Annotated in this window: 15 protein-coding genes; all 15 read right to left on the bottom strand. The window is 71.3% G+C overall.

What is annotated here, in order from left to right; genetic code table 11:
- Positions 1 to 129: 129 nt before the first annotated feature.
- Entirely contained in the window at positions 130 to 849 is a 720-nt protein-coding gene (locus ACRWK7_RS05070) for a Crp/Fnr family transcriptional regulator (protein WP_431855108.1), read from the bottom strand.
- A gap of 90 nt (positions 850 to 939) precedes the next feature.
- Complete coding sequence (locus ACRWK7_RS05065; protein WP_431855107.1) at positions 940 to 1,470, bottom strand: YgjV family protein; 531 nt, start codon at positions 1,468 to 1,470, stop codon at positions 940 to 942.
- A gap of 227 nt (positions 1,471 to 1,697) precedes the next feature.
- Entirely contained in the window at positions 1,698 to 2,504 is an 807-nt protein-coding gene (locus ACRWK7_RS05060; protein ID WP_431855106.1) for an alpha/beta fold hydrolase, read from the bottom strand.
- 104 nt (positions 2,505 to 2,608) lie between these two features.
- Positions 2,609 to 3,250 carry a hypothetical protein gene (locus ACRWK7_RS05055; protein WP_431855105.1) on the bottom strand — a complete coding sequence of 214 codons (642 nt, stop codon included), beginning with the start codon at positions 3,248 to 3,250 and terminating at the stop codon, positions 2,609 to 2,611.
- Positions 3,251 to 3,471: 221 nt separating this feature from the next.
- Positions 3,472 to 3,693 carry a hypothetical protein gene (locus tag ACRWK7_RS05050; RefSeq protein ID WP_431855104.1) on the bottom strand — a complete coding sequence of 74 codons (222 nt, stop codon included), beginning with the start codon at positions 3,691 to 3,693 and terminating at the stop codon, positions 3,472 to 3,474.
- 84 nt (positions 3,694 to 3,777) lie between these two features.
- A complete protein-coding gene (locus ACRWK7_RS05045) occupies positions 3,778 to 3,987 on the bottom strand; it encodes a hypothetical protein (RefSeq protein ID WP_431855103.1) in 210 nt (69 codons plus the stop codon).
- A 146-nt stretch (positions 3,988 to 4,133) separates the two neighbouring features.
- On the bottom strand, positions 4,134 to 5,654 hold the full coding sequence (gene adh, locus ACRWK7_RS05040; RefSeq protein ID WP_431855102.1) for an aldehyde dehydrogenase: 1,521 nt from the start codon (positions 5,652 to 5,654) through the stop codon (positions 4,134 to 4,136).
- Positions 5,655 to 5,824: 170 nt separating this feature from the next.
- The gene (locus tag ACRWK7_RS05035; RefSeq protein WP_431855101.1) at positions 5,825 to 6,553 is read right to left on the bottom strand and encodes a protein phosphatase CheZ; all 729 of its coding nucleotides are present in this window, start codon (positions 6,551 to 6,553) and stop codon (positions 5,825 to 5,827) included.
- Between the two features lie 145 nt (positions 6,554 to 6,698).
- A complete protein-coding gene (locus tag ACRWK7_RS05030) occupies positions 6,699 to 7,931 on the bottom strand; it encodes a protein phosphatase CheZ (RefSeq protein ID WP_431855100.1) in 1,233 nt (410 codons plus the stop codon).
- A 27-nt stretch (positions 7,932 to 7,958) separates the two neighbouring features.
- Positions 7,959 to 8,324: a chemotaxis response regulator CheY gene (locus ACRWK7_RS05025; RefSeq protein ID WP_109117950.1), complete on the bottom strand. Its 366-nt coding sequence runs from the start codon at positions 8,322 to 8,324 to the stop codon at positions 7,959 to 7,961.
- Between the two features lie 187 nt (positions 8,325 to 8,511).
- Complete coding sequence (locus tag ACRWK7_RS05020; RefSeq protein WP_431855099.1) at positions 8,512 to 10,539, bottom strand: aminopeptidase P family protein; 2,028 nt, start codon at positions 10,537 to 10,539, stop codon at positions 8,512 to 8,514.
- Between the two features lie 101 nt (positions 10,540 to 10,640).
- A complete protein-coding gene (locus ACRWK7_RS05015) occupies positions 10,641 to 10,907 on the bottom strand; it encodes a Txe/YoeB family addiction module toxin (protein WP_431855098.1) in 267 nt (88 codons plus the stop codon).
- Positions 10,904 to 11,173 (bottom strand): type II toxin-antitoxin system Phd/YefM family antitoxin, encoded by a 270-nt coding sequence (locus ACRWK7_RS05010; protein ID WP_109117947.1) that lies wholly within the window; start codon positions 11,171 to 11,173, stop codon positions 10,904 to 10,906. Before ACRWK7_RS05010 ends, ACRWK7_RS05015 begins: the two co-directional genes overlap by 4 nt.
- A gap of 53 nt (positions 11,174 to 11,226) precedes the next feature.
- Positions 11,227 to 12,120: a 50S ribosomal protein L11 methyltransferase gene (locus tag ACRWK7_RS05005; RefSeq protein WP_431855097.1), complete on the bottom strand. Its 894-nt coding sequence runs from the start codon at positions 12,118 to 12,120 to the stop codon at positions 11,227 to 11,229.
- Positions 12,121 to 12,217: 97 nt separating this feature from the next.
- Positions 12,218 to 14,307: beta strand repeat-containing protein (locus ACRWK7_RS05000; protein ID WP_431855096.1), on the bottom strand; the 2,090-nt coding region annotated here is incomplete at its 5' end.

Here is a 14,307-nt window from a genome sequence, read left to right as displayed (position 1 = left end):
CATCGCGGCTCACGCTGGATCCCCGCCTTCGCGGGGATGACGGGAGAGAAAGACCCCCAACCCTGCTCCACCCAAAAGCGGAGCACGATATCACAAGCCCCGGTCGTATGACCAGCCGGCCTCCCTCGCCTATTCCTCGTCGCCCTCGTCGGGCTCGACCTGGCAGAAGCGGCGGAGTTCGTCGAGGTCCCCGACGGATATGGTGGAGCCGTGCGCCTCCACCCCCACGGCGCGCAGCTTGGCCAGCGCGCGCGAGAAGGTCTCCGGCTGCATCCCTAGGCGGCGCGCGATCAGCGCCTTGTCGAAGGGCAGCGCGAACACCGCCGAGCCCGGCCCCTCCGGGCAGAAGCGCAGGAGGAAGGTGCCGACCCGCTGGGGCGTCGGCTGCACCTGCAGCTGCTCGATGGCCTGGACAAGGTGACGCAGGCGCAGCGACAGCGAGCCCAGCATGGCGAAGGCGATCTGGTCGTCCTCGCGCAGGCAGCGGGCGAAACCCTCGGCCGTCAGGGTCATCAGGCGCGAATCGGACACCGCCTCGGCGCACACCGGGAACTTGCCGCTGGCGAACATGGCGGCCTCGGCGAAGGTCTCGCCCGGCGCCACGACGTTCACCACCGCCTCCGCGCCGTCGCGGGTGACGCGGTACAGCTTCACCCAGCCCTCCAGCAGCACGAAGAAGCGGTCGGCCGTCTCGTCCTGCACGAACAGCGTGGTGCCGCGCGGCACCGGGCGCACCTGGGCGGTGCCCACCAGCATGGCGAGCGCGCGGTCGGGCAGCCGCTGGAAGAGCGGGATGGTGCGTACCGTCGCCGCATCCTGCGGCCGCAATCCCGGAATGTCGGTCTTCATGCTCTGCGCTCTCCCCCTGGGCGCGGCCATTCTATCCAGTGCCGGTTCCAGCCGGTCAAGCGCGTTCGATCGATCACGAAGCGTTGCCGCTCAGGGCACGGTCTCCACCGCCGGCCGGCGCGGGCGGACCAGCATGGCGAGGTTGAGCGTCATCCCCACGACGTCGGACAGCATGCCGGGGACCGAGCCGACCAGCAGGTTGTGGCCGAACCAGCACGGCAGCGCCACCGCCATGATCAGGCGGAACGGCCGCACCGCGGTCTGGTAGCGCGCCACGCTGACGACGCCGAAGCCCAGCGCGGCGAACAGCGACGGCAGGCCGTTCCACGTCAGCGCCACGCCGGCGGCGATGAAGGGCAGCACCCCCAGATAGACCAGCCGGAACCCCGGCCGCGTGCCCAGCGGCACCGCCGCCGCCACCTGGGCGGCGGCCAGCAGGTTCATGGCGCAGCCGGTCTCCGCCCCCAGCAGCGCGAAATGCAGCGCGAAGAGCAGGTTGGTGGCCAGCTGGACGAGCAGCATGCCGATCCGGCTGCGGAACAGCGGCCAGGACATGCCGCAGGCGGTGCCGGCGAGGCCGATGCCCTGGGCAAGCGGAGCGGCGAGGAAAGCGTCGATCATGGTTCGGCTGGAAAACAGCGCCTGTGGGGTCCGCAGGTTGCGCTTCCCAGACAAGCGTTGACACGGATTACACGGATCGAGGCACGGATTGCACGGATTTCTTTGGGGCTTGGTGGAGCCCGGCCGACCCGGCAAACCGGGCGCGTCGGCGGCGCGGATTCCCTGAAATCCGTGCCCAAATCCGTGCAATCCGTGTGTCTGTTGCCCGAGGCGCCACGCCTCGCCGTTCAGGCCCGCGCCACGTCTTTGAGGTGCTTGGCCAGCACGCCGATCACCAGGTCCGGCGCGGTCAGCTGCGGCAGGTGGCTGGACACCGCCAACACCTCGCTCTCGGCGAACGGCCACAGGAAGCGCAGGTGCTCGGCGGCCTCGGGCGGGACCAGGGGGTCGCCTTCGCCGTGCACCAGCACCGCCGGCACCTCGAAGTCGTCGATCCAGCCGCGCAGGTCGGACTGGAAGGCCATCGCCGCCAGCCGGAAGGCGACGTCCGGCCGCACGGCGGCGAGGCAGGAGGCCACCTCCGCCGTCTCCGGGCTGGCCGGGGGCGCGTCCACCGCCAGCGCGGCGAACTCGCGCGACCACGCGGCATAGTTGATGGTCATGCAGGCGATCATGCGGCGCATGGTCGCCGCGTCGATGCCGCTGCGGTAGCGGCCGCGGTCGACGCCGCAGGCGCTGGGGGCGAGCAGCACCATGCGCTCGAACCGCTTGGGCTCCAGGATGCCGGCCAGCACCCCGGCCATGGCGCCGGAGCCGTGCCCGACATAGGCGCAGCGTTCGACGCCGAAGGCGTCGAGGATGGCCAGCAGGTCCTCGGCGAAGCCGGCCAGCGAACCGTGCCGGAACCCGTCGTAGCCGGCGCCGTCGCGGCCGCTGCCGGCGAAGTCGAAGCTGACGGTCAGGAAGTGGCGTTCGGCCCAGGGGCGGATGCGGCGCCAGGCGCGCTGGTCGGTGCCGAAGCCGTGGCCGAGGAGGAGCGCCTTGTGGCCGCAGCCGCCCACCGTCACGTTGTGCCGCCGCAGGACGTCCACCATCGCCGCGCTCCCCGCCGGTGCCTGTGGGGAGAGCAACATGCCGCCCCCCGCCCTCGTTCCAGAGGCGGCGGCCCGGCGTGCGGGGTACCTCCCTTCCCTGCCGGTCAGCAGCCGCTCAGCGATCGGATCCGTTCGATCAGCGCCCGGCCGTCGATGCGGCGCACGGTGACATCGGCGACCCCGTCGCAATGCCGGCCGCTCTGGTGGGTGTAGGCGTAGCGCACCCGCACCACCTCGGGATCCAGCCGCCCGACGCCGATCAGTTGCAGCGGCTCGCGCATCGCCGCGTAGAAACGGGTCATCGCGGCGACCTCGTAGGCGCCCTGGTTGCGCTTCTCGGGCACCAGGAACTCGTTGGCGCGCTGCCCGTCGCCGCGCGCCAGCGCACCGTAGAAGCCCTCGACCGCCGCCAATACGGCGTCGTTCGGTGCCATCGGGGGCGCCGTCGTCGGGGATGGCGGTGCGGGCTGGACCGCGGCGGGGGTTTGGGGTGCGGGGACGGTGGGCGGCAGCGGCGCCACCGCGATGCCCCTGGGCGACGCGGGCCGCGGTTCGGAAGGCACGGCCAGCGGCGGCGCCATGGGCTCGGGGGGTGGCGGTGCGGGAGGCGCCACCGGGCGTGCCGGTTCCGGGGCGGGCGCCGGCGCGCCGGGGGTGGCGCGCGGGTAGAGCTGGACCGGCGCCTGCGCGAACGCCGGGGCCGCCAGCGCGCCCGCCATCAGAAATACCAGGAGCCGTCCCGTCATCGTCCCGTCCCACCGTTGCGTGTGGATGAGACTTTAGTGTCGTTCATGCCGGGACGGGAATGCGTTTGCCGGTGGGCCGTCCCTTGGCGGACGCAGACGTGCCTGTCCGGCCCCCCACCCTGACCCTCCCCCACTGCGCGGGGGAGGGAACTCCGCGATTCCGCCCCCTCCCCCGCGAAGTGGGCGAGGGTCAGGGTGGGGACCGACACGGAAACGTCTGCCTACCGCTCCCCACCGCCCTTGTCGCGGAAGGCCTCGGCCTGGCGGCGGTCGGCCTCCAGTTCGCGATTCATCTCCTCGGCGATCTTCGGGTCGGTCTGCTTGGCCTGATCCGCCAGCGTCTTCGCCTTGGTCGTGTCGCCGCCCATGGCGGCGTCCAGCGCCTTGTCGGCGAGATCGTGCGCCTTCTTGTGCTCGGGGCTCTGCTCGTGCTTGCCGGCCATGCGGTCCTCCTCGGCTGGATGGTCGTCCGCGGACAACCGGATCCGGCCGCAGGGGTTCCCGGCCCCAGCCCCAAGACGGAAGGGTCAGCCCCGCGCGCGGTCGTACAGCGCGGCGTAGCCGCCGACCATCACCGCCAGCCCGACCAGCGTCTCCAGGCCGCGCAGGGGCGGCAGGTACACGCTGAGAAACGACGCCGCGGCGCCGGCCAGCAGCATCAGCCAGGCGAGCGTGTCGCGTTGCAGCGTGGAGCGGCGGGGCGGCTTCGGACGCCGCAGCTGGTGGATGTTCGACATCGGCGCGAGATCCTGGGGCGCGAGATCCTGGTGGCGGACCCCATGTATGGGGCCGCCGCGCGGCCCGCGCAAGAGCGCACGAAAGCGGCCGGGAACCGCACGGCTCCCGGCCGGAGTGTCCTGACGTCAGGAGGGGAACGTCGGGGTCAGAAGAAACCCAGCGCCTTCGGGCTGTAGCTGACCAGCAGGTTCTTGGTCTGCTGGTAGTGGTCGAGCATCATCTTGTGCGTCTCGCGCCCGATGCCCGACTGCTTGTAGCCGCCGAACGCCGCGTGCGCCGGGTAGAGGTGGTAGCAGTTGGTCCACACGCGCCCGGCCTGGATGCCGCGGCCCATGCGGAAGGCGCGGTTGCCGTCGCGGCTCCACACGCCGGCGCCCAGGCCGAAGCTGGTGTCGTTGGCGATGGCCAGCGCCTCCTCCTCGGTCTTGAAGGTGGTCACCGACACCACCGGGCCGAAGATCTCCTCCTGGAAGACGCGCATCTTGTTGTGCCCTTCCAGCACCGTCGGGGTGACGTAGTAGCCGCTCTCCAGCTCGCCGCCGAGGTGCGCCCGTCCGCCGCCGGTGAGCACCTTGGCGCCCTCCTGCTTGCCGATCTCGATGTAGCCGAGGATCTTCTCCAGCTGTTCGCTGGAAGCCTGGGCGCCGATCATGGTGCCGGCGTCGAGCGGATGGCCCTGCTTCACCGCCTGCACGCGGGCGACGGCCTTCTCGATGAAGCGGTCGTAGATCGATTCCTGCACCAGCACGCGGCTCGGGCAGGTGCACACCTCGCCCTGGTTGAGGGCGAACATGGCGAAGCCCTCCAGCGCCTTGTCGAGGAAATCATCCTCCTCGGCCAGCACGTCGGCGAAGAAGATGTTCGGCGACTTGCCGCCCAGCTCCAGCGTCACCGGGATCAGGTTCTCCGACGCGTACTGCATGATCAGCCGGCCGGTCGAGGTCTCGCCGGTGAACGCCACCTTGGAGATGCGCTTGGAGGTGGCGAGCGGCTTGCCCGCCTCGATGCCGAAGCCGTTGACCACGTTCAGCACGCCCGGCGGCAGCAGGTCGGCGATCAGGTCCATCAGCACCATGATGCCCATCGGCGTCTGCTCCGCCGGCTTCAGCACCACGCAGTTGCCGGCGGCCAGCGCCGGGGCGAGCTTCCACGCCGCCATCAGGATCGGGAAGTTCCAGGGGATGATCTGGGCGACGACGCCCAGCGGCTCGTGCAGATGGTAGGCGAAAGTCGTATGGTCGATCTCGGCGATCGAGCCTTCCTGGGCGCGGATGCAGGCGGCGAAGTAGCGGAAGTGGTCGATGGCCAGCGGGATGTCGGCGGCGCGCGTCTCGCGGATCGGCTTGCCGTTGTCCAGCGTCTCGGCCAGCGCCAGAACCTCCAGACGCTCCTCCATGCGGTCGGCGATCCGGTTGAGGACCAACGCGCGCTCAGCCGGCGAGGTGCGGCCCCAGGCGTCCTTGGCCTTGTGCGCGGCGGTCAGCGCCAGCTCGACGTCCTCGGCCTGGGACCGCGCCACCTCGCACAGCGGCTTGCCGGTGATCGGCGTCAGGTTGGTGAAGGTCTGCCCGTTCAGCGGCGGCACCCACTGGCCGCCGATGAAGTTGTCGTACTTCGGCCGGATGGCGACCGACTTGCTCAGCGTCTCAAGAGCCTGGTGCAGCATGGAGCGTTTCCCCGATTGCGTTATGCGCGACTGGTCATAACGACCGGGTTTATGGTTCCCGGATCGGGGCCTCCATCACAATTATACTATCGAAGCAGACGCGGGACGGCCACAGCGGCCGTCCTCCCTTGGTCCAATGGCGGCGCGGGCGCCGCGCCCCACGCGGGCTCTCACGCGAACAGGGCGTCGATGTCCGCCTGGGAGATGTTGCCGGACTGCGCCTCTTCCGACGGGCCGTGCAGCTCCAGCTCGCCGTCCATCTTGGTGACCGACGGGGGCAGCGGCATCGCCTCGAACTCGCGGCGGTTCCACAGGTTCATCATCGACTCGATGCGCTCCTCGATGAAGGAAAGCGCGCGCACCACCTTGGTGATGCGCTGGCCGGTCAGATCCTGGAAGTTGCAGGCCTCGTAGATGCGGACGACGACCTCATGCATGTCGCCCAGGCGATCCTTCTGGTAGCCGTCGGAGGTCGAGGCCTTCAGTTCGTTGACGATCTCCTCCAGCTCCTCGGCGCAGCCCATGATGGTGTTGGTCGCCGCCTCGGTGGAGGAGACCACCGCGCTCAGCTCCTGCGAGGCCTGGATGAAGCGGTCCTCGCCGGCCAGCGGGTGGCGCAGCGCCGCCATCTCGACCTTGGTGGCCTTGATGCGGCCGGAGATGTCGGCGACCTCGGTCTGGATCTGCTCGATCTGCTGGACGTCCATGGTCAGGAAGCGGTCGAGCTTGGCGCCCACCTCCTGGATGGCCTTCAGCACTTCGGAATTATCGACGCTGACCGGCCCCGCCAGGGCGGCGGGGACCGTTGCGGCGGACGCGGTGGCGGCGGTGTAGGGGTTGCCGTTGCTGCGCTTGGATTTCTGCAGCTCGGCCATGAACGGCTTCTGGGTGTGCTTCATGAGGCCCCCCGCCTCTCCTGCCGTCGGCCCGGTCGCTGCGCTCCGGCCGGTGGTGGTGTCGATGCGCCGGCACAGCGACGGCGCGAAAATCTATCAAATGCAACGCAATTCTGCGCAACACCTTTTTGCGGTTCCTGGCGATCCGTCATCCGAACAGCGCGTCGATGGCCGACTGGTCCAGCGCCGGCGCGGCGGCCGGGGCGGGATCGGGTGCCGGAGCCGGCTTGGCAGCCGGAGCGGGCTTGGCGGCCGGGGCAGGCTTGGCCGCGGCGGCCGGCTTGGCGGCGGGCAGCGGCTTGGCCGCCGGCTTCGGGGCCGGCTTGGGCTTCGGCGCGGCCGGAGCGGACGCCGGGGCCGGCGAATCGAACATGCTGTCGATGTCGGCTTGGCTCGCCTTGACCGGGGCAGCGGGCGGCGGGCTGTCGAACATGCTGTCGATGTCCGCCTGACTCGCCTGGACCGGCGCCGCAGGAGCGGCCGGAGCCGGAGAATCGAACATGCTGTCGATGTCGGATTGGCTCGCCTGCACGGGCGCCGCAGCCGCGGGAGGCGGCGGAGCCGGGCTGTCGAACATGCTGTCGATGTCGGACTGGCTGGCCCGCGCGTCGGAGACCGGGACGGGATCGGGCGCCGGAGCCGCCGGCGCGGGAGCCGGGGCGGCGGCGTGGCCGTCGAACATGCTGTCGACGTCGGCCTGGCTGACGCCATGCCCGTCCATCTGCGGGCCGTTCAGCAGGTGCGCGTCCGGCCGCTTGTCGGCGGACTCGTGGTGGACGTGGATGGCCGCCAGGGCCTCCTCGCCGAAGATGTTGATCATGGCGTTGACGCGCTGCTCGATGTAGCGGAGCGCGTTGACCACCTTGCTGGTGCGCTGGCCGGTCAGGTCCTGGAACGAGCAGGCGGTGAAGATGTTGGTCACCTCCGCCTCGATCTCGTTGCACAGCCCGGCGTTGGCGCCGTCGGCGCGGAGCTTGTTGGACAGCTCCATGAGCTTCTCGGCCGCGTTCAGGATCTCGAACGAGGCGCGCTCGGTGGAGATGACGATGGCGTCCAGCTCGTTGGTGGCGGTGAGGATCTTGTCGCTCGCCCCGTCGGGCGGGCGGAGCGCCGCCACCTCGCGCCGCGCCGTCTCGATGGAGGCGGCCATCTCGATCAGCTCGCGGCGCAGGACGTCCACGTGCTTGGCGGATTCGGCGACCGCGCTCTGCTGGCTCCAGGAGTTGCGGAACTCCGCCAGCATGCCGCGGATCTCCTCCGCCGCGGCGCCCATGGCGCGGCGATGGTAGCGGCGCAGGAACGCGCGCCCCTTCGCCGTCCGGGCGACCGCCTCTTCGATCTGGTCGAACTCTTCGTCGCTGAGCTGCGGCAGGCTGTCCACCGGGTGCTCCTTGCCCGAAGGGGGCGGTTAGCCGCCGATGACCGACTGGATCTTCTGCTTCAGCGTGTCGGCGTTGAAGGGCTTGACGATGTAGTTGTTCACACCGGCCTGCTTGGCGGCGATCACGTTCTCGGTCTTGCTCTCGGCGGTGACCATGATGAACGGGGTGCCGGCCAGCTTGGAATCGGCGCGGATCTCCTTGAGGAGCTGGAGGCCGGTCATCGGCTCCATGTTCCAGTCGGAGATGATCAGGCCGAACTTGCTCTCGCGCAGCTTGGCCAGCGCCGAGACGCCGTCGCCCGCTTCGTCGATGTCGGTGTAGCCGATCTGGGTCAGCAGGTTGCGAACGATGCGCCGCATGGTGGCGTAATCATCGACGACGAGGATCTTCATCTAGGCGTCTCCGCGATTTTCCGTTAGCTCGACCCGCCCCCGCATCCCGCGCGCGTGCCGGCCGGTCTGTATTGCCTCAAATCTCGGGAATTGTCATCCCTTTGGCGACACTGTGCAGCAGGCGGGTAAACAACGGGTTAGCTCGATGGAGAGTTTTGCCCGATCACGGAGAAATCACACGCCCGCCTCACCGCGCCAGCGGTTCCGTCGCCGCGGCCAGCCACGCCGCGGCCGGCCCGTCCAGCAGGGGCGACAACGCGCCGCGGACGCGCGCGTGGTAGGCGTCCACCCAGTCCAGCTCGGCCGCGCTCATCAGGCCCGGCGCGATCAGCGCCCGGTCGATGGGGACCAGCGTCAGCACCTCGAAGCCCAGCATCGGCCGCTCCGCTCCCGGCACTTCGTCCGGCTGCACGACGATCAGGTTCTCGATGCGGATGCCGTAGCCGCCGGTCTTGTAGTAGCCCGGCTCGTTGGACAGGATCATGCCCGGCAGCAGGGCCACCGTGTTCGGCACCTTTGAGATGCGCTGCGGCCCCTCGTGCACCGACAGGTAGCTGCCCACCCCGTGCCCGGTGCCATGGTCGTAGTCCAGCCCGGCCTGCCACAGCGGCAGCCGCGCCAGCGCGTCCAGCTGCGAGCCGGTGGTGCCGCGCGGGAAGCGCGCGGTGGACACCGCGATGTGGCCCTTCAGCACCAGGGTGAAGCGCTCGCGCATCTCCTCCGTCGGCGTGCCGATGGCAACGGTGCGGGTGACGTCGGTGGTGCCGTCCAGGTATTGGGCACCGCTGTCTATAAGATAGAGTGAGCCCGTCTCCAGCCGCCGGTTGGTCTCCGGCGACACGCGGTAGTGCACGATGGCGCCGTTCGGCCCGGCGCCGGAGATCGTCTCGAAGCTGACGTCGCGGAACCGCTCGCCCTCCTGGCGGAAGGCCAGCAGCCGCTCGGCCGCTTCCAGCTCGCTGACCGCGCCCGTCGGCGCGGCGCCGGACAGCCACGTCAGGAAGCGCACCATGGCCACGCCGTCACGGCGGTGGGCACGCCGGGTGCCGTCCAGCTCGACCGCGTTCTTGCACGCCTTGGGCAGCGCGCAAGGGTCGGCATCGCGGGCGACGCGGGCGCCGGCCGCGGCCAGCCGGTCGGTGATCCACGCCGCGGTGGTCGCCGGATCGGCCAGCACCTTGCGCCCGCCGCGGCCCAGCTCGTCGAGCGCCGCCCCGAACTCCTCCGGCGCGCGCACCGCGACCTGGTTGCCGAGGTGCGCCTCGACGCCGGGGGCCAGCTTGCGGCGGTCGATGAAGAGGTCGACCGCGCCGTCGTCCCGGATGGTGGCGAAGGACAGCGGCAGCGGCGTGCAGGCGACGTCGCCGCCGCGCAGGTTGAGCAGCCACGCGATGGAGTCCGGCTGCGTCAGCACCGCGGCGCCGACGCCGTCGCGCTCCAGCTTGGCCGCCACCTGGGCGCGCTTGTCCGCCGCGGTGGCGCCGGCGAAGGCGAGGTCGTGCGCGGTCACCGGGGCGAGCGGTGCCGGCGGCTGGCCGCGCCACACCGTGTCCACCGGGTTGGCGGACGCCGCCACCAGTTCGATCCCGGCGCGCTCCAGCCCGGCACGGGTCTTCTCCACCCAGCCGACGGTGTGCAGCCAGGGATCATAGCCGAGCCGGCCGCCGGCCGGCAGCGCCTCCGCCACCCAGTCGGCCAGCGGGTCGTCCACCAGATGCTTGTAGGCGTACAGCGTCTCCGGCACCTCGTGGCGGACCTGGAGGGTGTAGCGGCCGTCCACGAACATGGCGGCGCGGTCCGTCGTCACCACCGCCAGCCCGGCCGAACCGGTGAAGCCGGTCAGCCACGCCAGTCTCTGCGCGCGCGGCGGCACGTACTCGCCCTGGTGCTCATCAGCGCGCGGCACGACGAAGCCATCGAGCCCCAGCCGCGCCATGGCTCCGCGCACAGCGGCGAGGCGGCCGGCGTGGTCCGGCCCGGCGGCCGGGCGACGGTCGGCGAGGTCCGCCCTGAGCGCCTGCAGCTGCGCCGCCAGTTCGGCCGGCAGGCCCTCGCCCACCAGCACCAGCCACGCCTCGGGATCGACCGCCGGCGGCGCGGCCAGCACGCCCGCCACCAGGGCACGCACCTCGTCGACCGTACGCGCCACGCCCGCCTGCGCCAGCAGGTCCGCCAGATGCCCGTCACCACGATAGCCGCGCGGAGTGTCCGTCACCGTTCTGTCCCCAGCCCTTTGTTTCCTGCCGGGAAGGCTAGAGCCGGCCCGGTTCCGGGACAAGTCCTATCCCCGGCCCACCACCTTTGGCGAGGGGGCGGTCAGTAATGATACCGGCAGGCCGCGATCTCCATGACCTGCGCATCTCCGGCGCCGACCACACGATAGACGAGGCGGTGCTCCAGCGTGATGCGCCGGGACCACCATCCCTTCAGGTTTTCCCTCAGCGGTTCGGGCTTGCCGATACCCTTGAACGGGTCACGGGCGGTGGCGCGGATCAGCTCGTTGACCCGCCGCAGCGCCTCGCGGTCGTGCTCTTGCCAATACAGGTAATCGCCCCAGCCGTCAGGCGTGAAGGCGATCTTCACGGTGCGTCGGCGTCCGGGTCGATCAGGCCGTGCTCAACCACGCGGCCGGCGTCGGCGTCGGCGATCGAGCGCAGCAGGCGGGCGGCATTGGCGGGGCTCCGGAGCAGATGGAACGTCTCCATGATGCTCTCGTATTCCGCCTCCGACATCACGACGACGGAACGCCCTTTCTGCCGGGTGACAGTGAGCGGCGCACGCGTGTCGCACACCTCGTCCATGTAGGAGGCAAGCCCCTGCCGGAACTCGGTGTAGTTGACGTGACCCATGGCGTGCACCCCCCACGTTTGACGTACAGATTTATGTACGAAGAGCGACGCTGTCAATTCGAACGCCGCATCACCAGCGTCGTCCACTCGCCCATGGGAATGCGGGCGACGAGGCGCAAGCCCTGAGTGCGGTGGGCCTGGATGACGTGGCGCGCCTGCCGGGCCAGCAGGCCGGCGAGCACGGCATAGCCGCCCGGCGCCAGCTCGTGCTTCAGCCGCGGCGCCATGCGGGCCAGCGGGCGGGCCAGGATGTTGGCGGTGATCAGGCGGTACGGCCCGTGCCGGCGGACGATCGGCGTGTCGTAGCCGTCGCCGCCCTCCGCGTGGATCAGGCCGTGCACCTGGTTGATGCGGGCGTTCTCACGGGTGACGCGCACCGCCTCCGGATCGATGTCCACGGCGACCACCGGCACGTGCCACGTCTTCGCCACCGCCAGCGCCAGGATGCCGGAGCCGCAGCCCATGTCGAGCGCCGCGCCCATCCCCTGCCCCAGCGTCAGCCGCCGCGCCAGCCGGTCGAGCGCCAGCAGACAGCCCTTGGTCGAGCCGTGCTCGCCGGTGCCGAAGGCGGTGGCGGCGTCCACCTGCAGGCCGATGGCGCCCGGCGGCACCCCGCCCTCGTGGTGCGAACCGTGCACGAAGTAGCGCCCGGCGCGGATCGGCGGGAAGCCCTGGTAGCTGTGCGAGACCCAGTCGATGGCCGGCACCTCCTCGATCTCCAGCTTCGGCTCGGGCAGGCCCAGCGCCTCGGCCAGCACGGCGACGCGGGCGGTCAGGCGGGGGCGGTCGGGCTCGCCGTAGACCGTCGCCTCGACCAGCCAGGTGACGTTCTCCTCCAGCTCGAAGGTGGCCACCGCGTCGGCGTGGTCGCCCACCGCCTCGGCGAAGGCCGGGGCGTGGATCTCGGGAACGGCGAGCGCGATGCGCCAGAGCGTGGGGGCGGGCATGGACAATCCGGTCGGATGCGGGGACGATGGCGGCTTTTACCACCAAGACACCGCCCGGCGAAGAAAATCACGCCGCCCGCCGGCCCCACCCGCGCGCTCACACCGCCGTAGCGGCGACCCACGCACTCCACTGCTCGGGGCTCATCACCTGCACGGAGTGGAAGGCGGTGGCCTGCAACCTGGTCATCGACCGGATGTTGGCGGGCGTCAATACCGCGATCTGCGCGTTGGTCAGGCTGGCGATCTGCGTCGGCGACAGCACGGAGATCTGCAGGCTGCCCAGCCCGGCGATGGCCTCGGCGCTCAGCGCCGACACCTGCTTGGTACCGAGCGTGGCGAGCTGCCCAAATGGCAGCGCGTTCACCTGCGTGGAGGACAGCGCCGCCGCCTGGTTGCCACTCAGCGCGGCGAGCTGCTCCGACGACAGCGCGGCGACGGTGGCCGTGTTCAGCCCGCGCATCGCGGCCGTGCTCAGGACCGCAATCTGGGCGGTGCTCAACGTGCCGACCTGCGTGGCGTCGAGCCCGGCCGCCTGCGTCGCGGTCAGCCCGCCGAGCTGCCCGACGGACAGCGACGCCGGGCCGAGGATGGAGAGCTGCGCCGTGGTCAGCCCGCCGATCTGCGTCGCACCAAGCACGCCGATCTGCGTCGCGCTCAACGCCGCCACCGCGCCGGTGGACAGGCCGGACAGCGCCCCGGCGCTCAGCACCGCAATCTGGCTGGTGGTCAGCGCGCCGATCTGCTCCGTGCTCAGCGCCCCGGTCTGGGCCGAGGTCAGGCCGCCCAGTTGCGTCGTGCTCAGCCGGCCGGGGCCGAGCACCGCGACCTGCGCTGCCGTCATGCCGCCCATCTGCGACGCCGTCAGCGCGCCGGTCTGCGCCGTGCTCAACGCCGCCACCGCGGTGGTGGTCAACCCGGCCAGCGCCGGCGCCGCGAGCGCGCCGATCTGCGTCGCCGTCATCTCGCCCATGTCGGCGGTGGACAGCCCGGTCAGCTGCGCCGAGGTCAGGCCGCCCAGCTGCGCGGCGGACAGCGTCGCCACCTGCGCCGACGACAGCGCCGACAGGCCGGCCGCGTTCAGCGCGCCCAGCTGACCGGCGCTCAGCGCGGCGATCTGGCTGGTGGACAGCTCGCCGACGTCGGCGGTGGTCAGCGCCGCCATCTGCGTCGTGCTCAGGCCCCGGATCTGCGTCGCCGTCAGCACCGCCATCTGCCCGGCCGACAGCCGCGACAGGTTGTCCGCCCCCAGCCCCGCCACCTGCGCCGCGCTCAGCGCGCCGAGCTGCGACGTGGTCAGCGCGGCGAGCTGATCGGTGGACAGTGCCGACAGCTGCGTCGCCGTCAGCCCCTTCACCTGCGTGGCCGACAGCGCCGCCACCTCGCCCGCGTCGAACAGGGCGAGGTGCGCCGTGGTCAGCCCGCCGATCTGCGTGGCGCTCAACGCGGCGACCTGCGTCGGCGTCAGGGCGCCGACCTGGCTGCTGCTCAGGGTCGCGATCTGGGTGGCGGTCAGCCCGGCCAACTGCGCCGTGCTCAACCGGCTGATCGCGGGGGCGTCCAGCACCACCAGCTGGCCGGTGGACAGCCCGCCGATCTGCGTGGCGGTCAGCACCGCCGACTGGGCGTCGGACAGCGCGGAGAGGCTGCCGATGGACAGCGCGCCGATCTGCGCCGGAGTCAGCGCGGCGATCTGGGCGGTGGACAGCTCCGCCATGTCCGCGGTGGTCAGCGCCGCCATCTGCGCCGTGCCCAGCCCCTTGATCTGCGTCGCCGACAGCGCCGCCATCTGGCCGGCGCTCAGGCCCGACAGGGCGGCAGCACTCAGCCCCGCGAGCTGCGCCGCGCTCAACGCGGCGAGCTGGCCGGTGGTGAGGCCACCCGCCTGGGTGACGCTCAACGCCGCGAGCTGGATCGTGGTCAGGCCCTTCACCTGGGTTGTCGTCAGCGCGACGACCCCGTCGTCGAGCGCGGCGACCTGCGCCGTGCTCAGCCGGCCGAGCTGCGTGGCGCTCAGCGCGGCAACCTGCGCCGACGAGAGGGCGGCGACCTGGCTGGTGGACAGCGCCGCCACCTGCGCGGTGGTCAGCCCGGCCAGCTGCGCCGTGCTCATCCGGGCGACGCCGGTGGTGTCCAGCGCCGCCAGCTGCGTGGTGCTCAGCCCGCCGATCTGCGTGGCCGACAGCGCCG

It is taken from the genome of Azospirillum sp., from assembly GCF_050789165.1.
The sequence above is the reverse complement of the archived record's forward strand: the minus strand, read 5'-3'. Positions and strand labels throughout refer to the sequence as shown.